At 46.9% G+C, this 20301-nt stretch carries 20 protein-coding genes, 1 pseudogene and 1 riboswitch; of the genes and pseudogenes, 13 read left to right on the top strand and 8 right to left on the bottom strand.

What is annotated here, in order from left to right; genetic code table 11:
• Positions 1–49 precede the first annotated feature (49 nt).
• Positions 50–948: pseudogene (locus LJF29_RS07235) on the bottom strand (S1 RNA-binding domain-containing protein).
• A 98-nt stretch (positions 949–1046) separates the two neighbouring features.
• On the opposite strand from LJF29_RS07235, the gene LJF29_RS07230 reads away from it, so the two are divergent.
• The 7 genes from LJF29_RS07230 (at position 1047) to LJF29_RS07200 (ending at position 8304) form a co-directional block, all read left to right on the top strand.
• Positions 1047–1538 (top strand): YajQ family cyclic di-GMP-binding protein, encoded by a 492-nt coding sequence (locus tag LJF29_RS07230; RefSeq protein ID WP_229147808.1) that lies wholly within the window; start codon positions 1047–1049, stop codon positions 1536–1538.
• A gap of 107 nt (positions 1539–1645) precedes the next feature.
• A riboswitch (SAM riboswitch) is annotated at positions 1646–1764 on the top strand.
• Between the two features lie 90 nt (positions 1765–1854).
• Positions 1855–3693 carry a bifunctional homocysteine S-methyltransferase/methylenetetrahydrofolate reductase gene (locus tag LJF29_RS07225; RefSeq protein ID WP_229147806.1) on the top strand — a complete coding sequence of 613 codons (1839 nt, stop codon included), beginning with the start codon at positions 1855–1857 and terminating at the stop codon, positions 3691–3693.
• Positions 3694–3791: 98 nt separating this feature from the next.
• Entirely contained in the window at positions 3792–4241 is a 450-nt protein-coding gene (locus LJF29_RS07220; protein ID WP_229147805.1) for a GNAT family N-acetyltransferase, read from the top strand.
• A gap of 4 nt (positions 4242–4245) precedes the next feature.
• A complete protein-coding gene (locus LJF29_RS07215; RefSeq protein ID WP_229147804.1) occupies positions 4246–5097 on the top strand; it encodes a GNAT family N-acetyltransferase in 852 nt (283 codons plus the stop codon).
• An 89-nt stretch (positions 5098–5186) separates the two neighbouring features.
• On the top strand, positions 5187–6455 hold the full coding sequence (locus LJF29_RS07210; RefSeq protein WP_229147802.1) for an MFS transporter: 1269 nt from the start codon (positions 5187–5189) through the stop codon (positions 6453–6455).
• 8 nt (positions 6456–6463) lie between these two features.
• Positions 6464–7579, top strand: a complete 1116-nt coding sequence (locus tag LJF29_RS07205; RefSeq protein WP_229147801.1) for a mandelate racemase/muconate lactonizing enzyme family protein — start codon at positions 6464–6466, stop codon at positions 7577–7579.
• Between the two features lie 95 nt (positions 7580–7674).
• Positions 7675–8304, top strand: a complete 630-nt coding sequence (locus LJF29_RS07200; RefSeq protein ID WP_010333695.1) for a YitT family protein — start codon at positions 7675–7677, stop codon at positions 8302–8304.
• 45 nt (positions 8305–8349) lie between these two features.
• On the opposite strand, the gene LJF29_RS07195 is transcribed toward LJF29_RS07200, so the two are convergent.
• Both LJF29_RS07195 and LJF29_RS07190 read right to left on the bottom strand, forming a co-directional pair.
• Positions 8350–9108, bottom strand: a complete 759-nt coding sequence (locus LJF29_RS07195) for a phosphosulfolactate synthase (RefSeq protein ID WP_229147800.1) — start codon at positions 9106–9108, stop codon at positions 8350–8352.
• A complete protein-coding gene (locus LJF29_RS07190) occupies positions 9105–9788 on the bottom strand; it encodes a 2-phosphosulfolactate phosphatase (protein WP_229147798.1) in 684 nt (227 codons plus the stop codon). The genes LJF29_RS07195 and LJF29_RS07190 overlap by 4 nt, the downstream gene beginning before the upstream one ends.
• A 190-nt stretch (positions 9789–9978) precedes the next feature.
• Here LJF29_RS07190 and LJF29_RS07185 point away from each other — a divergent pair, with 190 nt between their 5' ends.
• From LJF29_RS07185 to cysC, 3 genes are all read left to right on the top strand, one after another.
• Complete coding sequence (locus LJF29_RS07185) at positions 9979–10689, top strand: phosphoadenylyl-sulfate reductase (RefSeq protein WP_229147796.1); 711 nt, start codon at positions 9979–9981, stop codon at positions 10687–10689.
• A gap of 155 nt (positions 10690–10844) precedes the next feature.
• Positions 10845–12014, top strand: a complete 1170-nt coding sequence (gene sat / locus LJF29_RS07180) for a sulfate adenylyltransferase (RefSeq protein ID WP_168747387.1) — start codon at positions 10845–10847, stop codon at positions 12012–12014.
• A complete protein-coding gene (gene cysC / locus LJF29_RS07175; protein ID WP_229147795.1) occupies positions 12011–12610 on the top strand; it encodes an adenylyl-sulfate kinase in 600 nt (199 codons plus the stop codon). Before sat ends, cysC begins: the two co-directional genes overlap by 4 nt.
• A 25-nt stretch (positions 12611–12635) precedes the next feature.
• On the opposite strand, the gene LJF29_RS07170 is transcribed toward cysC, so the two are convergent.
• Positions 12636–13439 (bottom strand): alpha/beta fold hydrolase, encoded by an 804-nt coding sequence (locus LJF29_RS07170; RefSeq protein ID WP_229147794.1) that lies wholly within the window; start codon positions 13437–13439, stop codon positions 12636–12638.
• 207 nt (positions 13440–13646) lie between these two features.
• On the opposite strand from LJF29_RS07170, the gene LJF29_RS07165 reads away from it, so the two are divergent.
• On the top strand, positions 13647–14285 hold the full coding sequence (locus LJF29_RS07165) for a pentapeptide repeat-containing protein (protein WP_229147793.1): 639 nt from the start codon (positions 13647–13649) through the stop codon (positions 14283–14285).
• 1 nt (position 14286) lies between these two features.
• On the opposite strand, the gene LJF29_RS07160 is transcribed toward LJF29_RS07165, so the two are convergent.
• Complete coding sequence (locus LJF29_RS07160; protein WP_229148169.1) at positions 14287–15759, bottom strand: PLP-dependent aminotransferase family protein; 1473 nt, start codon at positions 15757–15759, stop codon at positions 14287–14289.
• Between the two features lie 103 nt (positions 15760–15862).
• Between LJF29_RS07160 and LJF29_RS07155 the strand changes: the two genes are divergently transcribed.
• The gene (locus LJF29_RS07155; protein WP_229147791.1) at positions 15863–16471 is read left to right on the top strand and encodes a LysE family transporter; all 609 of its coding nucleotides are present in this window, start codon (positions 15863–15865) and stop codon (positions 16469–16471) included.
• Positions 16472–16527: 56 nt separating this feature from the next.
• On the top strand, positions 16528–17037 hold the full coding sequence (locus LJF29_RS07150) for a DinB family protein (RefSeq protein WP_026014686.1): 510 nt from the start codon (positions 16528–16530) through the stop codon (positions 17035–17037).
• 52 nt (positions 17038–17089) lie between these two features.
• Here LJF29_RS07150 and LJF29_RS07145 read toward each other — a convergent pair whose 3' ends face one another.
• The 3 genes from LJF29_RS07145 to LJF29_RS07135 all read right to left on the bottom strand — a co-directional run bounded on the left by LJF29_RS07145 (position 17090) and on the right by LJF29_RS07135 (position 20238).
• Positions 17090–18130, bottom strand: coding sequence for a Gfo/Idh/MocA family oxidoreductase (locus tag LJF29_RS07145; protein ID WP_010333684.1), 1041 nt, complete (start codon positions 18128–18130; stop codon positions 17090–17092).
• Positions 18131–18334: 204 nt separating this feature from the next.
• The gene (locus LJF29_RS07140; protein WP_229147790.1) at positions 18335–19357 is read right to left on the bottom strand and encodes a LacI family DNA-binding transcriptional regulator; all 1023 of its coding nucleotides are present in this window, start codon (positions 19355–19357) and stop codon (positions 18335–18337) included.
• A gap of 17 nt (positions 19358–19374) precedes the next feature.
• The gene (locus tag LJF29_RS07135) at positions 19375–20238 is read right to left on the bottom strand and encodes an AraC family transcriptional regulator (protein ID WP_010333682.1); all 864 of its coding nucleotides are present in this window, start codon (positions 20236–20238) and stop codon (positions 19375–19377) included.
• Positions 20239–20301 lie beyond the last annotated feature (63 nt).

Here is a 20301-nt window from a genome sequence, read left to right as displayed (position 1 = left end):
AAAAACGGCTCGCTCCGCAGTTCTGCTGCAGGCGAGCCATTTTCATGCGCTATTTTTTCTCGTATGTCCAGCCGTCTTCCTGATACACTTTTCCGTTTTTCATTAAGTGGCCGAGCGCCCGTTTAAAGGCGGCCTTGCTCATGTTAAAACGTTCTTTGATATCATCAGGCTGGCTTTTGTCGCTGTACGGCATGGCGCCATTTCTCGTTCTTATATACGTAAGAATATACTCGGCATCAACAGACAGCGCATCCTGCTTTCTCGGAAGTAGCGACATATTCACTGAGCCGTCTTCCTTCACTTGAATCACTCGTCCTGTCACTCTTGAGCCGAGTCTTGGCTCTTCTTTTCTTTCTGTTGAATGAATAAAACCGCGGATTCCGTCATCCGTAATGATGAACGATCCTGAAGCGATCAGCCTGTACACCGTTCCGGTCAGCTCTTTATTCATCAGGTCGTCTGAAGCGTCCGTAAACAGCTCGCTGATGATATCTTCCGGTGCGGGTTTGGCAAACATGCGCCCCCGATTCGTCACCTTCAGCATACAGTAGAGCTTATCCCCTTTTTGCGGCCAAACATCTTCATACGGCGGCAGATGCTCTGTTGCGACAAGCGCGTCTTTCGAGAGGCCGACATCGACGAATACGCCCATATCCTCTACCGTGTCCACTACCTCTACCCAACCGTATTCATCCGCGCTGATGACCGGAATTTTCATCGTTGCTGCGAGCCGTTCCTGCTGGTCAACGTATATAAAGACCTCTACCTCATCTCTGTCTTCTATATCCTCTGTCACTTCACTGTTATGTAAGAGAATCGTATCTTCTCCATCGGTTAAAAAGTAACCGAAGTCCGTTTCGTGATCTATACTCAAGGTTAACTGCTGCCCTGGTCTCATGCTATCGTCCTTCCTCTTCCCGCTGATTTCACTGCGGATCTTGTTAACATTTTTTCCAATCATCACAAATTGATTCTTTGTTCTGTTGGAAGTTTCTCTTTATTCTACTATAATCAACACATAAGTTAAATGTTATGGAGGTTTTCATATGGCAAAAGAAAGTTCTTTTGATATTGTATCCAAGGTGGAGCTCCCTGAGGTGCAAAACGCGATTCAAATCGCACTGAAGGAAATCAGCACACGCTATGACTTCAAAGGGAGCAAAAGCGACATTTCATTAGATAAAGAAGAGCTTGTTCTTGTTTCCGATGATGAATTTAAATTAAGCCAGCTCAAGGATGTGCTTGTCAGCAAATTGATTAAGCGCAACGTGCCGACAAAAAATATTGATTACGCCAAAATTGAGAATGCGTCCGGCGGCACCGTGCGCCAGCGTGCAAAGCTCGTTCAAGGGATTGACAAAGACAACGCAAAAAAAATCAATACGATCATCAAAAACTCCGGACTGAAAGTGAAATCTCAGGTACAGGATGACCAAGTGCGTGTCACCGGAAAAAACAAGGATGATCTTCAGCAGGTTATCACAGCAGTTCGAGGTGCTGATCTGCCAATTGACGTTCAATTTATAAATTTCAGATAAATTTTTCTGATTCCTATTGATTATTGTCTTTATTTTCGGTAAATTTGGAGAAAGGGAAAATGCCAGGCATCTTTTGGCAGCTTCTGAACATTAAAATTTCATATCCGTTCTTATCAAGAGAAGCAGAGGGACTGGCCCGACGAAGCTTCAGCAACCGGTGTAATGGCGCATTTGCCATGACCAAGGTGCTAAATCCAGCAAGCTCGAACAGCTTGGAAGATAAGAAGAGACAATATCACTGACAAAGTCTTCTTCTTAAGAGGACTTTTTTTATTTCTCTTTTTTCCTTGCTGAATGTGAATAAAGGAGGCAGACAATGGGACTTTTAGAAGATTTGAAGAAACAGGTGTTAATCGGTGACGGCGCAATGGGCACGCTGCTTTACTCCTACGGAATAGATAGATGCTTTGAGGAGCTTAATATTTCTAAACCCGAGGAAATTCAGCGTATACATAAAGCTTATGTCGAGGCGGGAGCAAACATCATTCAAACCAACACGTACGGAGCGAATTATATTAAATTATCGAGGCACGGCCTTGAAGATGACATCAAAAAAATGAATCAGGAAGCAGTAAAAATTGCGCGGGCTTCCGCAGACGATGCGTATGTGCTCGGGACAATGGGAGGCATCCGCACGTTTAACAAAAACGCATACAGCCTTGACGAAATCAAACGAAGCTTCCGCGAACAGCTGTATTTACTGCTGCATGAAGAGCCGGACGGGTTGCTGTTAGAAACGTATTATGATTTGGAAGAAGCCCGTGAAGTGCTGAAAATCGCCCGGAAAGAAACCGACCTTCCGATTATGCTGAATGTATCCATGCATGAGCAGGGTGTGCTTCAGGACGGAACGCCGCTTTCTGATGCGCTGCGCTCGATTGCGGATCTCGGTGCCGATATCGTCGGCATGAACTGCCGGCTCGGCCCTTACCACATGATTGAAGCGCTCAGTGAAGTGCCGATTTTTGATGACGTGTTTTTATCTGTCTACCCGAACAGCAGCCTCCCCTCTCTCGAAGAAGGGCGGCTCGTATATGAAACTGACGATACGTATTTTCAAAACAGCGCAACTGAGTTCCGCAAGCAAGGCGCGCGGATTATCGGTGGCTGCTGCGGCACAACGCCAAACCACATCCGGGCCATGGCAGAGGCTGTGGGCGGGCTCGCTCCCATTACGGAAAAGCATGTAAAGGTTCGGGCAAAGGAATTGGTGACTGTCCAGCACAAACGGACAGAGCCGGGGTTGGATGAAATCGCTGCGAAAAAGCGCTCCATTATTGTTGAGCTGGACCCGCCGAAGAAATTGAGCTTTGACAAATTTCTGTCCGCCGCTGCTGAATTAAAAGAAGCGGGAATCGACGCCCTGACGCTCGCCGATAACTCACTGGCAACCCCGCGGATCAGCAATGTTGCCTGCGGCGCCATTGTTAAGCAGCAGCTTGATATGCGGTCTCTTGTCCATCTTACATGCCGGGACCGAAACATCATCGGCCTCCAGTCACATCTAATGGGACTCGACACATTAGGGCTGCATGATGTGCTGGCGATTACCGGCGATCCTTCTAAAATCGGTGATTTCCCGGGTGCAACGTCTGTCTATGACTTAACGTCCTTTGATTTAATCAGGCTGATTAAACAGTTCAATGAAGGGCTGTCTCTGTCCGGAAAACCGCTCGGAAAGAAAACCAATTTCTCAGTGGCAGCTGCTTTTAACCCAAACGTCCGCCATCTCGATAAAGCCGTGAAACGGCTGGAGAAAAAAATGGACTGCGGTGCTGATTATTTTATCTCACAGCCCGTCTATTCAGAGCAGCAGCTTGTCGATATTCATAATGAAACCAAGCATTTGAAGACTCCGATTTATATCGGCGTTATGCCGCTGACAAGCAGCCGGAACGCTGAGTTTATCCATAATGAAATTCCTGGCATCAAACTGTCCGATTCCATACGCGAAAAAATGGCGCGTGCCGGCGAAGATAAAGAGAAACAAAAGGCGGAAGGCCTTGCGATTGCACGCTCCCTGCTGGATACTGCCTGCGAGCTGTTTAACGGCATCTATTTAATAACGCCTTTTCTCAGATCCGACTTAACCTCGGAACTTACTTCTTACATTAAGCAAAAAGATGAACAGCGTCAGAATATTTATTTGCATTAACATCCCTTTCTAAGACTGTCCAAACCAATTGGGCAGTCTTTTTCAAACCCGATTCGTGTTACGATATAGAAAATAAATTACATTAGAGGAGGAACATCATGCTTGAAGTGAAAACCATTCCCGCAGAGGATACTTATGAAATTCGGAACCGCATTTTGCGTCCCCATCAATCAATTGAACAATGCAAATATGATCAGGATCATGCAGAAGGCTCCTTCCATCTCGGCGCTTTTTTTGAAGAAACACTGATCAGCATCGCTTCCTTTTCTCCCGAGAATCAGCCGCTATTGACCGATTCACCCGCATATCGGCTTAGAGGCATGGCAACGCTCGAAGAATACCGTGATCAAAAAGCCGGAAGCACACTGATCAAATACGCGGAGCAGAAGCTGGCCGATATGGGCGTGCAGGCGGTCTGGTGCAACGCAAGATACCATGTGAAAGGCTATTACGAAAAGCTTGGCTGGAAGAAACTTGGCGAGCCGTTTGAGATTTCCGGCATTGGCACCCATATTGTGATGTACAAAAAACCAGAAACAAGCAGGTGATGACATGCATTCAGCGTTTGAGCTGATTCAGCTTACAGAAAAACATGTACCCGGTCTATTGCGTCTCTCCCGGCAAGCCGGGTGGCCGGATTACGACGAGCGAGAGCTGCTGTTGCTCGTAAAACACGGACGATTATTCGGGTATCAAAATAGCCAAGGAGACGTCATCTCCTGCATCGGTTTGTTTTCGTATGGCCGACTTTCTTCTATTGGACTTGTTATCGTCGACAGCGAGTACAAACGGCGGGGCCTGGGGCAGCGGATGATGAACGCGTGTATCAGTCAAGTCGATGAAAACACCGCCATCATGCTTTGCGCCACGAAGGAGGGTTTGCCGCTTTATGAAAAATCGGGTTTTCAAACAGCGGGTTCAATCCGCAAATACAGCTGTCAAAGCTTCAATCCGATTACAAAACAGCATGACATTGAACTGACATCTTTTACAGAAAAGGATTTTCCGGAATTAATAGCGGCTGATCAAGCCGCCTTTGGCGGAGACAGAGCAGCACTCCTGCATCAATTGATCTCTCAATCAGGGGAATGTATAATTGCGAGAAATATGGAAGGCGAATTCATTGGCTATGGCTTATCTGTACAAACACCGGCCAATCTGAAATTAGGCCCGATTATCGCTCCGTCACCGGGTCTCGCTGCCGGATTGACCAACAGGCTGGCCGCAGGAAAACAAGGACCAATGCGAATCGACGTGCCTGGTGACGCCGCATCGTTGCATGACAGCCTGGAAGCAATGGGATTTCATTTAGATGATGAGCCTCCGCTTATGATGTACCAAAAAAAGACGCTGCCTGTACGCAACGGACAATTATTCGCTGTCATCTCACAAGCGCTCGGTTAACCCTTTTTTACCCGAACAGGAAGATTCTGTTCGGTTTTTTTCATGCCTTCAGGGACACTCTAAGCAGAAGAAAAGGAGTGTGCTTTGAGATGGAAACATCAAAACAAAATAACGGAATGACGATTGTAGCTATCGGTTCAATTCCTTTAATATTAACCCTTGGAAACTCTATGCTTATTCCTATATTGCCAAAAATGAAATCTGAACTTCATTTATCCCAATTTCAAGTCAGTCTCGTGATCACGGTGTTTTCCCTGATTGCGGCGTTTGCGATTCCGATTGTCGGCTATCTCGCAGACCGGTTTTCACGAAAAATCATCATTATTCCCTGCTTATTTTTGTATGGAGCAGGCGGATTGCTGGCCGGGTTTGCGGCAGGTTTTTTTGACAATGCTTATCCGTGGGTCATGGCTGGCCGGGCTCTTCAGGGTATCGGAGCAGCCGGAACGGGACCGATTGCGATGGCGCTGTCAGCGGACCTATTTAAAGGCGCGCAGGAAAGCAAAGTGCTCGGCCTTGTTGAAGCGTCAAACGGGATGGGGAAAGTTCTATCGCCGATTATTGGCTCACTTATCGCTCTGATCGTTTGGTATGGCGCATTTTTTGCCTTTCCTGTGTTTTGTATCATTTCAATCGTGCTGACTTGGATTTTTATTAAAGAAAAGAAAAAAGAAGAAGAGCCGCCTCCTATCGGAAAATATGCCAAAGGGCTATTAAGTGTATTTAAGCATGAAGGCAGATGGCTGTTTACCGCTTATTTAGCCGGGGCTACCTGTTTGTTTACCTTATTCGGCATTTTGTTTTACCTATCAGACGTACTGGAAAAAACATACGATACAGACGGCGTCAAAAAAGGACTGATTTTGGCGATTCCGCTTTTGGTCATGTGTGTGACATCTTATACGACGGGCAGCAAAATCGGACAAAAGCAATCGTTAATGAAAAAGCTGATCGTCATCGGTTTAGCGTTTATGACTGTGTCTTACGCGGCACTGTCATTCATTGAAAATCTCGTCCTGTTTATCAGCGTTCTCGTGCTGAGCAGTATCGGTTCGGGCCTTGTCCTTCCTTGTATTAACAGCTTTATCACAGGCGCTGTCGGCAAAGAAAGACGGGGTTTTGTGACATCGCTGTACGGATCAGTGCGTTTTCTCGGGGTGGCGATCGGACCTCCTATTTTCGGGCGCTTGATGCAGTGGTCAAGACCCGGCATGTTTTTAAGCATTGCGGGCCTAACGCTGGTTGTCGGCATTCTTGTGCTGACGCTGATTCATGTCAAACAAAATAAAGAAGATACAAATGAAAAAGAAGAGCCTAAAATGAATGGCAATCGGCTGCAGCCGGCTGAGGAAAGGTAGCATCCGGTTTGAAAATCGAACGAATTGAGACCTTCCCGCTTCTTTACCGATTAGAGAAGCCTTACGGAGATGCAAACGGATTTAAACAATATCGGACATGCTATCTGATCAGAATTATCACAGAAAGCGGCATTGACGGCTGGGGAGAGTGCGTGGATTGGCTCCCGGCCCTGCATGTCGGTTTTACAAAACGAATCATTCCCTATCTCTTGGGTAAACAGGCAGGCAGCCGCCTGCCTTTAGTGCGCACAATCAAAAAATGGCATCAGCGGGCGGCATCGGCTGTGAGTATGGCACTGACGGAGATTGCTGCGAAAGCAGCAGGTTGTTCCGTATTCGACATGTGGGGCGGACGGTACAGAGAAGAACTCCCTGTATATGCCTCTTTCCAATCATATTCAGACCATCCTCAGTGGATCAGCAGCTCGCTTACGAATGTTGAAGCGCAATTGAAAAAGGGCTTCAATCAAATCAAAATCAAAATCGGCGGGACAACCTTTGAGGAAGATGTGCGGCATATCACTGCTCTGCAAAACACGGCCGGCAGCTCAGTTTCCATTATTTTGGACGCAAACCAAAGCTACGATACAGCCGCAGCTTTCAAATGGGAGCGCCATTTTTCGAAATGGGACAATATCAGCTGGCTGGAAGAGCCTCTGCCTTTTGACCAGCCGCAGGATTACACTTTGCTGCGGAGCCGTTTATCCGTCCCTGTCGCCGGCGGAGAAAATATGAAAGGTGCGGCGCAATTTGCGCCTCTCCTCTCACAGGGCTGCTTGGATATTATTCAGCCTGACGTCATGCATGTCAATGGAATCGATGAGTTTCGCGACTGCCTCCAGCTCGCGCGTTATTTCGGTGTGAGAGCGTCTGCTCATGCCTATGACGGCGCTCTTTCCCGGCTTTATGCTTTATTTGCTCAGGCCTGCCTGCCTCCGTGGTCAAAAATGGAAAACGACCAAATTGAACCGATTGAGTGGGATGTAATGGAGAATCCTTTTACAGAACTGATCAGCCTTCAGCCTTCAAAAGGAATCGTGCACATCCCGAAAGGAACAGGGATCGGCAGAGAAATCAATATGGAGATCATCAATCGGTATATGTGGGATGGTTCAGCGTTTTAAGCTGTCCCATCCCTTTATTTATAGACATAAATCATGGACAGCCTCATAAAATGGTAACAGCGGACAAGTCTTTTCATAAAGGAGCAAATGACTTAATGGCTGAACTGCTGATGAAAGCAAAACTCACGTTTATGATTGTCACAGGCGGTGTATTACAAGGACTCGGCATGTCCTTATTTTTATTTCCGCATGATATTCCGACAGGCGGGGCGGCAGGTATTGCGGTCTTATTGCACCATTTGTTTCACATTCCCCACGGCTTCTCGGTATGGGCTGTGAATGTGTCGATGCTTTTTACTGCTTTAAAATGGCTGGAGATGAGAACATTCACCGGCACTCTCGCCTCGATTACCGTCACCTCTGTTTCGGTATTGATTTTTGATGTCATTTTTCCGGACATTACATCAAACCTGTGGCTTGATTTGGCAAGCGGCGCCGTTTTATTAGGACTCGGCATCGGACTTTTATACAAATATAAGATTTCTAACGGAGGATTTGGAGCTCTTGCTCTCATGATCTCAATTTACCGGGGCGGAAACCCGGGAACCATCTTGCTCATTATGAATTGCATCATTTTTATGATTACCGCATCAATTATTGCCTGGGGCATTGTGATACAAGCTCTGATTTGCCAAGTGATCTCAACAAGAGTCATCGACTTCATCTATAACATCCGCCTGACCTCTCTTCCCATACTTACGCCTATGTACCGTCATAAAAAGTAATAGGCAAGAGGCTCTCCCGATACCGAGAGCCCCGCAGCCGCTGTTTTACAAATAAAAAGTATCGGATCTTAACCCCAAGCGCAAAGTCTCCAGAGCAATCGCATCGTGAAATGAGATATTCGCCAGATTGACATTCGGCCCGATCCTTTGAATAAACCCTTGCTGGAGCGTTTTATTCGGTGCTTCAAATATCATTCGGCTGATATCAATATCTGACGAAATGATATCATCAACGATTTGAAACCGGACATCTCCGCTGCTGGAACAGATACCTCCTGTTCCGCTTTCCCTTGCTTCCGTAATCACTTTCTCTGCGCCTGCCTCCATATCTTCGAGAATATACTCAAGCCATTCCTCAGAGCACTGGCAGCTTGACACTTCTTCATCCTTGCTGCCCACCTCGCTGAGCACAAGAAATTCATCAGAAAAATCAGCAATGTAAGCCGCTTTTTCTTTATTCGTCATCGGGAGAGTGCCGTTTGAGATCTCAATATATTCACACCCGAAATAGGTGCAGTACCGATGAAATTCATTGACTTTATTCTGGCTTACATATTTCTCAAACAGCGTGCCGCCGAAGAAAAACTTCACGTCATGCTCTTTCAGGGAGCTGATTTTTTCCTCAAGGTCTTTTGTAAGTAATGAAGTGCCCCAGCCGAATTTCACAAAATCAATATAGTCGGACGCCGCGCCTATCACATCTTTGAAAAACAGCAAGGGGTAGCCGTTGTCGATTAAAATGGTCTGTCCGTTTTCTCTCGGTTTACTTGTTCTCACTGGCAATTCTAGTGAAAAATCATTCATATCAGGACCCTCTCTATCGTTGGAACTTCTCTTTCTTGTTTTACTTTCATCACGAAATCGCCCGTTATTTCTTTTGTACAGTACGCAATGTCTTCCGGATCAAATAACGGCTGGCTGCTGTCAAAAAACTTCTCCGCAACGGATGAGGTTTTGATTCTTTCAATCACTTCGGCCGCCGCACCATTCGTCCCTTCTATGATGCTTTTGATATATTCCGCACACGCCATATCATCATCACCTGACGGATGGGAAGCCACAATGTTCAGCACACAATCTTTTGCAGTGAGCTTTTTCACATATTCCGCTGTTGTTCTGGCATTAGAAAATCCGGTCACAAAAAGATGCTTGGCCTTCAGCGCTCCTAACGCCGCTGTGACGCCGTTTGTCGTTTTCTGAATCAGCCGCTTATCCACCATATCCTGCTCAGCCATACGCTTTGGGGAATTATCCAAATCAAACCCCTTGATTCCGACCCCCTTTTCCTCTCCTGTTAATACATAATCCGGATAGGTTTCTTTCAGCTTGAAGGCTTCCTCAGTTGTCCGGACCAAGAGAATTTCTTTCGCCCCGCCGATAAAAGCAAAATGGGCTACGGTAAAGGCTCGAATGACGTCAATAACGATATTGATATCTGCCGGGGCAAGTGAATGATGATGCCCCTGATAAATGGTAATCGGCATAATACCTCTCCTTGGGCATAAAACCATTTTGCTAAAAAGCATATTCAGCTGGTCTCTTATTGGTTCCGCCGCGCCTCCGTCTCCTCATTTTAGGCGGCTACCGCACGAACCTTTATCTCAAAAGTGAATAGTCTGCCTATAACTCGATCAATAGATAAAAAACAGACAGATGCAAAACGGGGGGAAAATATTGAACGAACACATCACGTTTGACACATGGAACGAAACGCTGTCAAAAGAGATAACGGACCAATTGATCGATGAGCTCGATGTATTGAAATGGGCTTACAGGACATACGGGGATAAGATCGTGTATGCATGCAGCTTTGGCGCTGAAGGGATGGTGCTTCTCGACTTAATTTCAAAGATCAACAAACATGCGCACATCATCTTTTTAGATACAGGGCTCCATTTTCAGGAAACATATGAGCTGATCGAAGCCGTCAAACAAAAATACCCGGCATTTACGATCCAGCTGCTTGAACCCGAACTGAACTTAAAGGAACAAGCGGAGCAGTACGGCGATGAATTATGGAAACACAATCCAAATCTTTGCTGCCAATTACGGAAAATCGCACCTCTACAAAAACATTTATCGGGCATGACAGCTTGGATTTCAGGTCTGCGCCGGGAGCAGTCGCCGACGAGAAAGCATATTCAATTCATCAATCAGGATCAGAAATTTAAGCTTATTAAAATCTGTCCGCTCATTTACTGGACATGGGATGATGTTTGGACGTACATCCGGCTCCACAATTTGCCTTACAACAAACTGCACGATCAAAATTATCCGAGCATAGGCTGTGAAATGTGCACATTGCCTTCTTCAAACCCAAATGATGAGAGAGCAGGAAGATGGGCCGGACGCGAGAAAACTGAATGCGGTCTGCACCAGGAATGAAAGAACGCTTGTCCCTAAGAATGGGAGCGCCAGCAGATTTTATTCTTATTCTTGAATGAAGTCTGTATGTTTTACAGTTTCACATTTTCCATTGAAGAAGAAGCCCGTCCAGACTGTTAAAAACAACGTAAATCGCAAAGATGGAGGTTAAGCACGTGAATGCAATCGAGCCCCATGGAGGGGTGTTAATCAACCGCTTCGATCCCGCATGCACTTTTGATGGCTGCACTTGCGAAGCTGAGCTTGATCAGCTGGCACTGAGCGACCTCGAGCTTATCGGGATCGGCGGCTACAGCCCGTTAACAGGTTTTTTGGGAGAAAAAGATTATCATTCCGTTGTGAAAGAGATGAGGCTGGCGAACGGTTTGCCGTGGAGCCTGCCTATTACGCTGCCTGTCAGTGAAGAAACAGCAAAACAGCTGTCTGTCGGAAATCACGTGAAGCTTGTGAAACACGGCGTGACGTACGGCATGATGACAGTGACTGATATCTATCAGCCAGATAAAACACTGGAGGCGCTGTCTGTTTATAAAACAAACGATCCCGCTCACCCCGGAGTGAAAAAGTTGCTGGAGCGGCCGGACTTTTATATTGGAGGGCCTATCCTTGTCAGCCGCTTTCCCGACAAGTCCTTCGAACAGTTTTATGCAGCGCCGGCAGAAACGAGAACGGCCTTTGAAAAGCTCGGCTGGAAAACGATTGTCGGCTTTCAGACCCGAAATCCCGTTCACAGAGCCCATGAATATATTCAAAAAACAGCGTTGGAAACCGTCGACGGTCTGCTGCTTCATCCGCTAGTAGGAGAAACGAAATCAGATGATATTCCGAGTGATATCAGAATGGAAAGCTATCAAGTTTTGCTTGACCAGTATTATCCAAAGGACCGGGTGATGTTATCTGTGTTCCCTGCCGCCATGCGGTATGCCGGACCGCGTGAAGCGATTTTCCATGCGCTCGTCCGCAAAAATTACGGCTGCACCCATTTTATCGTCGGCCGCGATCATGCAGGCGTCGGCAGCTATTACGGAACGTACGACGCACAGACCATTTTCGGATCATTCACCGAGGAAGAGCTGGGTATCAAGCCGTTGTTTTTTGAGCATAGCTTTTACTGCCGGAAATGCGGAAATATGGGCACCTCCAAAACGTGCCCGCACAGCGCCAGAGATCACATCCATTTATCAGGCACCAAAGTGAGGGAGCTTCTCCGCCAAGGCAAAAAGCCCCCGAAAGAATTCAGCCGGCCAGAGGTCGCAAACGTACTGATAAAGGGGCTCCATCAGCAGCCTGTTGCCATTCAGAGAAACAGCGAGGGATCAGAATGACACATAATTCAAATATCGTTTGGCATCCCGCGGCGATCAAAAAATCTGACAGACAAAGTTTAAACGGACATAAAAGCTGCGCCCTTTGGTTTACCGGTCTGTCCGGCTCAGGAAAATCAGTCCTCGCCAATGCAGTAGATGAAAAGCTCTATCGCATGGGAATTCGGAGTTATGTGCTGGACGGCGATAATATCCGCCACGGATTGAATCAAGATCTCGGCTTTCGGACTGAGGACAGAATTGAAAACATCCGCCGGATTGGGGAAGTCGCGAAGCTGTTTGTCGATAGCGGCCAAATGATCTTAACAGCTTTTATTTCTCCGTTCAGAGAGGATCGGGATATGGTCAGAGCGCTGTTTCCCGACGGAGAATTTCTAGAAATTTATGTGAAATGCCCGCTCCAGATTTGTGAACAGCGGGATCCGAAAGGCCTTTATAAAAAAGCGCGCAACGGAGACATTAAACATTTCACGGGGATTGATTCTCCATATGAAGCACCTCTTTCTTCCGATTTGATCATTGAATCTGACCAAACGTCCATTACGGATGGAGCTGATTTGATCATCAAAGAATTGCAGCGCAAAGGCATTATTTAAAAAACCCGACATTGATCGGGTTTTTTTATTTAGCAAACTGCGCAATCAGGCTGTTGATTTTTTCTTTTTCCTCATAAAAGAGCCCGTGTCCATTGTTTTCAAACGGAACCAATTCCGACTGCTTTATGCCGCGTTTTAATTCTCTAGCAAAATCAAACGGAGCGATTTTGTCCTTTCTGCCGTGCAGGATGAGTGTCGGCACCTTGATGTCTGCCAGATCCTTTCTGAGATCCTCGTCTCTTAACGCAATGCCTGAGTGAATCGTTCCGTAAGAGGAAGCATCCTGCAAAAGGTTCTGAAACCATTGCTGGAACTCCGGAGAGACTTGTTTCTCGAAAAACTGCCTTCCCAGGTCAGCAAGCGTCTTCGGCCGATCGCTTTTGAATTGTTCAATCATGTCATCAATGTCCTGTTTCCTCATGCCGTACGGATAGCCCGGGCGCTTTGTAAATGCAGGCGCGGCCGCCGACAATAAAACCAGCTTATCGATATCGGCGCTCTCATGCCTTGCCATGTAGCGGATCGCAATTGCGCCGCCCATCGAAAAACCGGCAAGAACCGCGTTCTCAAGCTGCAGCGTATAAATGACTGCCTTCACGTCATCTGCCATCGTGTCATAATCGTAGCCTTCCCACGGACGGTCGGAATCCCCGTAGCCCCGAAAATCGATACCAATAAAACGGAAACCTCTTTTCGGCAGTTCATTCATTTGATATTCAAACATCTTATGATTCAGCGGCCAGCCATGCAAAAAAATAATCGGCCTTCCCTGCCCGATATCCTCCACAAACAGTGTCACATGCTCCTCGGTTTTTACGTAATGCCCCACTCCACATTCCTCCTGTTCCCTTTTCTTTCCGGTCTTGTAAACGCCTTGACGTGCTGGAAGCTTTGCATTTATGCTTACAAAACAAGCGGGCTTGCAGCACCCAGAAAAGGCCCTTCACGTTTTACTATATGTATCAATTCGCGTAAACGATCTATGAATTTGATCCTGATACTTTAGGTCATTCAGGAATGTAAAGGATGTCAGATGATGAATAAAACTGCGATTCTAAAACCGTACGTACCAGAAAACCTGCAAGTTGCCGATTTTCATGAAACGGCTGCAACAGATGATGTAATCAGCATGCATTTATTTGAAGATTGTTCAATTTCCGGTGAAGACATAGACAGGCTTTGTATTGAAAAAACCGTCTTTCGGAATGTCATGTTTATTGATGTTTCCTTTCGTTTTATTGAGCTGACAGATGTGATTTTCGAAAAATGTGATGTATCGAACGCTGATTTCAGCGGGGCTGTTCTTCACAGAACTTTATTTAAGCAATCGAAGATGGTCGGGATGAACCTGGCGGACTCAACGCTGCGGAATGTGTCGTTCGAGGAATGTCATGGACAATTCAGTTCATTTTATTATTCGAACATGAAACACGTTCTGTTTCATCATTGTGTCCTACTGCAAAGTGAATGCAGCAGCATGGCGCTCCAGCAGACACACTTTGATGCATGCGAACTGGAGGGCGCCAACTTTACCGGTACGTCACTTCAAAACGTGGACATCAGCTCCTGCAGGTTTGAACAGATCCATGTTTCACTAGACAAATTAAAAGGCTGCAAAATTGCTCCGGAGCACGCAATGGCCTTTGCGAGAGCGCTGGGGGCTGTCATCGTCTAGATTAAGCCTGTGTCATCAGGCGGCGGGCTGTCTCTGCAGCCGACTTAATGCCGGTTTTCAGATCCTGAAGAGACGCATAGGAATACGACAGCCGGATGCTGCACCGGTCTTCGCCGTCATAAACGGAACCGGGGTTCACCAGCACATGCTGTTTCAATAATTCCACAAACAGCTGCCTAACAGGCAGTTGTTTGTGGAATGTGACCCATATATAAAAGCCGCCGGCTGGAATGCGCCACTCGGCAATATCCCCTGCATACTGCTGAAGAAACTGAAGTGCCGCGTCTCTCCTTTTCTTCAGTTCCACTCTTACCCAAGCGAGGTGTTCATCATAATAACCTTGTGACAGCCATTGCGCCGCTGCCCATTGAGAGAGGACGCTTGATCCGTAATCCGTCTGCATTTTAATGTCAGCCAGCCGTTCAATAACTGGTTCCGGGCCGACCAGCCAGCCGATTCGAAGACCGGGGCTTACTGTTTTCGAAAACGTGCCGAGATACAGGACATTGCCTTCCTGATCCATCGACTTTAACGGCAGCGGCGGCTGTTCTTCCAACCACAAATCACCGTATGCATTATCCTCAATGACCGGCAGCTGCTCTTTTTTTGACAAATTGACAACCTCTTCCCTTCTCCTCTCTGACATGACGATGCCAGTCGGATTATGAAACGACGGGATCGTGTAAAGCAGCTGGCCCCCGTATTGCTTCCGGTAAGCTGAAATCAGTCCCGGCTGCATTCCTTCTTCATCCATAGGCACGCCGCGAAGCCGCATCCCTGCGGATTGAAACACATGCAAAGAGTGAAGATAGGATGGTTTTTCTGTCAAAATGACTGAGTCCCGCTTTAAAAGCCCAATCGAAATGAGCTGGAGCGCCTGCAGCGCGCCGGATACAATTAAAATGGCGGAAGGTGACACATTGATATGCTTTGTTTTTAAATGCTCAGCCACCGCCTCCCGCAGGTTTATATTTCCTTTCGGCTGTTCGTATCCTAAAGACAGGGCAGGCGGATTGATTTGCTGAAACATCCTGCGCATCGTTTCAGCCGGCAGCAGCTCTGGTGAAAGCTCTCCCGTTCCCAGCCGAATGATATCCGCTCGCACCTCGTTTTTATTAATATCCTGAATGATAGAAGAATTGGGATGATGAATCCCTGAGCGGACATAGGTGCTCCAATCAAGCGGCGGAGCTGACGCAAGCACGCTCCATGTGCTGTTTACTACCTTCGTGCCGCCGCCTCTTCTCCCCTCTAACAGACCTTGAGACGCGAGTTCATCAATCGCCGCTGTCACTGTGCTCCGGTTAACCTGAAACATATCCGCCAGCGTTCTTTGCGACGGAATTTTCGTCCCTACAGCCCACTCGCCATGGAGAATTTTTTCTTTTATATATTGCTCGATTTGCCGATGAAGCGGAATGTCCGATTCACGGCTCGGCTGCCAATGTGACAACGTTACGCCCCCTTTTTTCATCATTATACATTTGGCTGGGTTCAAAACCAACCAAATGGCCGGAGACATGTAAAATCTTCTCTATTATCATGAGAAAAACAGATGTGAAGGGAGTTTTTTCAGCATGAATGCAATGATTCACGGAATCGTGCTGGCCTTCGGCTTAATTTTGCCGCTGGGGGCGCAGAATGTGTTTATTTTTCAGCAGGGAGCGTGGCAAAGGCATATTTGGCGGGCACTCCCCGCCATCATTAGCGCTTCTGTCTGCGATACTCTGTTAATTGTTTTAGCTGTCGCAGGCGTATCTGTCATCGTGCAGCAGCTGCCTATGTTTGAAACCGTCATGATGGCCGGCGGATTTTTGTTTCTTCTCTATATGGGCTGGGTGACTTGGAACAGCCGTCCGAAAGCAAACCAAAATGAGAAACATACGTTCACAGCTAAAAAACAAGCTGCGTTTGCGGCCGCCGTTTCTCTTTTAAACCCACACGCTATTCTGGACACGATCGGCATCATCGGCACGAGCTCGCTCCAATATTCAGGGCTTGAGAAATGGCTCTTTATGGCCGCCTGCATCGCTGTGTCTTGGATTTGGTTTATCAGTCTTGCGATAGCGGGCCGGATGTTTCTGACAATGGATACAAGCGGCAGGCTTATGCTAATCGTAAACAAATGTTCTGCGGTGGTAATGTGGGCTGCCGCCGTCTATTTCTTGTTCTCGATCTTTCGTTAACTGAAGGAAAACACAGCCTAAACATCGAATTCTATTTAGAAAAGGGGGCGATGTTTGTGACTGATGCAAGACAGTTTTATGACTACCATTGCTGGGCGAACAAGCGAGTATTGAACCATATCGAAAACCTGCCGGAGGAAACGGCTTATCAAGAAGTAAAGAGCGTATTCCCTTCTGTCAGCGACGTGCTGCTTCATATGTGCAGGGCTGACTACATATGGCTGAAAACTCTTTCAGGAGCAACCTACAAAGAGGTGATAGACAGCGTCGGCAAATTCGAGGCTGCACACCGTAATATGGCAGCGATTAAAGAGCATGTAGCTGAACTGCAGGCACAGTATCATGATTTCTTCAGCCGCCAGACGGACTTTGAACAGCAAGTCTCATTTCAGCATCCGACACATGGAACACTAGAGACAACTTATGCAGACGTCATCCTCCATGTCGTCAACCATGGCACGTATCACAGAGGGAACGTGACCGCAATGCTGAGGCAGCTTGGCCATACAGGTGTACCAACCGATTATGTCTATTATCTATATGAAAAGACAGAAAGCAAGGGCTAAATTGTCCTTGCTTTTTTGATATGAATTTGCAGGAATACGGAAGCTATAGGTATCATGATAAGGTTGACAAACTAGTGTAAGCACTCTTCTCATCCAACTGTACAGGCCTGCCGCTTCGATACGAATGGGTTGCGGCGATGCCGACTTCTAAATTGATCGTCGCATCGATATCTGTCACAATCGGCGCTTTACCACTCCGGACACACTCGGCAAAATGCTGAAGCTCCAAGCAGTAGGCTTCATGAAAACGAGTTTGAAAGTCTGGGATAATCTCATAGCTGCTCCCTTTAGCGGTCAGGATGGTCACATGTTGATTTCTCAATGTCCCTATGAAAATACTGCCTTCTGTCCCGATAATTTCTGCACGGATGTCATGTCCGTATGGAGAAGTTCTGCTTGCCTCAACGTCCCCAGCTGCGCCGGAATCAAATTCTAAATACGTCAGCGCTTGATCAACATCGCCGTATTGTTCCATAAACGGGTTGTTTAAAATCCGGCCGTGTCCGGAAACAGAAGTAATCTCCGCTCCGAGCAAATAACGGGCAATATCGTAGTCATGGATGGAACAGTCGATAAAGATCCCTCCGCTATGTTTGATAAACTCAGCGGGAGGCGCTCCCTGGTCGCGTGTAAAGCCTTTATAATAAATGGGTTTGCCGATCTCACCCGCATCTATCCGCCGTTTCGCATCCGCATATGCAGGATCAAAACGCCTCATAAAACCGACTTGGCAGATGACACCTGTTTCTTTTATTTTTTCAGAAACCGCCTTTGATTCCTCAAGGCTTAATGTCAGCGGTTTTTCAACGAAAATCTGCTTGCCGTTTTCCGCCGCTTTGATGATCATTTCCCCATGTGTGCTTGTCGGCGTTACGATGACCACTGCATCAATCTCGGGATCTGCTAAAATCTCATGCGGATCCTCCGACCATTTTTCAAGCCCGAATTCTTTAGCGACCTGCTCGGCTTTCCCTTTCATCGGATCACCGACACTGACAAGCTCAGCTCCCGGAACACTGGTCATAAGGTTTCTTGCATGATAGTGTCCCAGTCTCCCTAACCCTAATACCGCGCATCTTACTCGATTCCCCATGTCCTCATCTCCTCATACTCCTTTTTTACCGCCTAATGAAAGCGCTTTACCAAAATGTTTTAAAAAAATAGCGGTTTATCCACTATTTGGCTGATATTTATTGCGCAAGCGCTTTCTCAAAAGGTGATTTCATTTTACAATGTCCTTTGTTCCCATGCAATATCTTTTTCGTCTTCTCTGTCAAAAAGAAAAGAACCCGCTGCATTATCGGATTCTTTTCTTGAACGGTGATGTAGAATGTCTGATCACTAGCTCAGGTGATAACACTATTTTTTGTTTTGCCTTTCGTTTTCCTTCGATTTCTTCCGCCAGCAGTTCAATGACGCGCTCCCCCATTTCTTTAATCGGCTGGGCTATTGTAGTCAGGGGCGGATCGACCATTTCAGCGAGTATGGTGTTATCAAAACCGATGATGGACAGGTCATCCGGGACTTTCATGCCTCTTATTCTCGCCGCCTGAATGGCGGCACAGGCCAATACATCGTTAAAAGCGAAAATAGCTGTAGGCGTATCCCTGTCCAGCAATCTTCCAGCCTCTTCTTTTCCGCTTTCCAAAGAGAAGCGTGTCGGAATGATCAGCGACTCATCGACCGGCACATTCGCTTCCTCCATCGCCTGCCGGAATCCTTTGATTCTGTCTTTTTCACCTGTCGTTGACCCATCACCCACAATGCAGGCGATCTTTGTGTGGCCCAGTGATAGAAGATGCTTGGCAGCCTCATACCCGCCGAGCACATCATCCATCACGACGATATCCATCGGAAGAAGAGGCTTATCCTGAGAAATCATGGCGAGCGGGATATGTTCGTTAATGATTTCCTCTAAAGCGGCCATGCTGTCATGATTCTCAATTCCTGTCGCAAAAATGATGCCGTCTACGTTTTTTTGCTTTAAGACAGAAAAATATTTCGTTTCTTTTTTCGGATCGTAATCGGTACTGCAAATGATTATCTGAAAACCAAGCTCATCCGCTCTTTCCTCTATGCTTTTCGCGAGCTCGCCGTAAAACGGATTTGAAATATCAGGCGTCACAAGGCCGATAATATTGGTTCGCTTTCCCGTTAAAGCAGCGGCGTGGACATTGGGCGTGTACTCCATTTCCTTCATTACATTCATGACCCTTTGCCTTGTTTTGTCGCTGATACGGCCCGTATGGTTAATGACGCGCGAAACGGTCGTGATCGAGACACCCGCCTTCCTCGCCACATCGTAAATTGTCGTTTTCATCTTCATCCCTCGTCTGCTTATTGGACTTTCCGGCTGACAATCTTCCGGTATTCAATTGGTGAAATGCCTTCAATTTGCTTAAAGAGCTTTGAAAAGTATGTCGGGTCCTCCATTCCAATCGTTTCCGCGATGACGCCCATTTTATCATTTGTCGAGGATAAAAGGCGCTTGGCCTCGGTCATTCTCACCCGATTTGTGTATTGGCCCGGCGTGACACCAAGCACTTGCTGCATGCAGCGGGTCACATAATCCTGATTATAGTGCAGGGCGAGTGACAGATCCTTGATTGTCGTTTTCTCCTTATAATGCTCCTGTAAGTATCGGGCCGCCTCCCATGCCACCCGCTCTTTTGCAGATGGAATTTGGAACGCCTCTTTTTGCAGGTGCAGCATCAGCTCCTCAAACAAAATTTGTTTTCTGAGCGGCAAATCGGAGTTTTCTGCAGAATAATCAATAAGTCTTTCAAATTGCTGCGCCATAAATTGCGGGCGCTGCACCTTGCCTTTTCTCGGCAATGCAAGTCCGTAGCGGGCCGGTTCCTCGAAGCTCCCCTTTTCCTGCTGAAGCTCTGCCCAATTGCTGCCCCCTTTTGCGGTAAATTCGTATCTATGTTCATCAAAGTGAAGCCAATAATAGGAGGTCGCTTCATCACTGCCCTTTGTCCCATAGTGTTCAAGACCGGGAGAAAGCAAGATATATTCGCCCCCTTCAACGGAGAACGATTTTTCATTTTCAGTGATATATAACGTCCCCTGCTTGACGTATATCAGATCAAATACAGAGAAAACACGTTTGACATGGGTTTCTCCTTTTTTAAAAACACCTTCTCCGGCTGCAATAAACACCGGAAAAGGCGGGACTGTAAACAGGATGCGAGGCAATTTGATCATCCTCCTTTTTAAGTCGGATTTTTGCAAGAAGTATCGTTTCTCTCCCTTTTTATT

It is taken from the genome of Bacillus sp. LBG-1-113, from assembly GCF_020708615.1.
GTDB lineage: Bacteria > Bacillota > Bacilli > Bacillales > Bacillaceae > Bacillus > Bacillus mojavensis.
The sequence above is the reverse complement of the archived record's forward strand: the minus strand, read 5'-3'. Positions and strand labels throughout refer to the sequence as shown.

Bases quoted from the DNA above. Each gene is read 5' to 3' on its own strand.
- cysC (WP_229147795.1), top strand. From the start codon at position 12,011: ATGACACATAATTCAAATATCGTTTGGCATCCCGCGGCGATCAAAAAA.
- LJF29_RS07145 (WP_010333684.1), bottom strand. From the start codon at position 18,130: ATGGGGAATCGAGTAAGATGCGCGGTATTAGGGTTAGGGAGACTGGGA.
- LJF29_RS07220 (WP_229147805.1), top strand. From the start codon at position 3,792: ATGCTTGAAGTGAAAACCATTCCCGCAGAGGATACTTATGAAATTCGG.
- LJF29_RS07190 (WP_229147798.1), bottom strand. From the start codon at position 9,788: ATGCCGATTACCATTTATCAGGGGCATCATCATTCACTTGCCCCGGCA.
- LJF29_RS07215 (WP_229147804.1), top strand. From the start codon at position 4,246: ATGCATTCAGCGTTTGAGCTGATTCAGCTTACAGAAAAACATGTACCC.
- LJF29_RS07195 (WP_229147800.1), bottom strand. From the start codon at position 9,108: ATGAATGATTTTTCACTAGAATTGCCAGTGAGAACAAGTAAACCGAGA.
- LJF29_RS07230 (WP_229147808.1), top strand. From the start codon at position 1,047: ATGGCAAAAGAAAGTTCTTTTGATATTGTATCCAAGGTGGAGCTCCCT.
- LJF29_RS07210 (WP_229147802.1), top strand. From the start codon at position 5,187: ATGGAAACATCAAAACAAAATAACGGAATGACGATTGTAGCTATCGGT.
- LJF29_RS07165 (WP_229147793.1), top strand. From the start codon at position 13,647: ATGAATAAAACTGCGATTCTAAAACCGTACGTACCAGAAAACCTGCAA.
- LJF29_RS07200 (WP_010333695.1), top strand. From the start codon at position 7,675: ATGGCTGAACTGCTGATGAAAGCAAAACTCACGTTTATGATTGTCACA.
- LJF29_RS07140 (WP_229147790.1), bottom strand. From the start codon at position 19,357: ATGAAAACGACAATTTACGATGTGGCGAGGAAGGCGGGTGTCTCGATC.
- LJF29_RS07160 (WP_229148169.1), bottom strand. From the start codon at position 15,759: ATGAAAAAAGGGGGCGTAACGTTGTCACATTGGCAGCCGAGCCGTGAA.
- LJF29_RS07225 (WP_229147806.1), top strand. From the start codon at position 1,855: ATGGGACTTTTAGAAGATTTGAAGAAACAGGTGTTAATCGGTGACGGC.
- LJF29_RS07155 (WP_229147791.1), top strand. From the start codon at position 15,863: ATGAATGCAATGATTCACGGAATCGTGCTGGCCTTCGGCTTAATTTTG.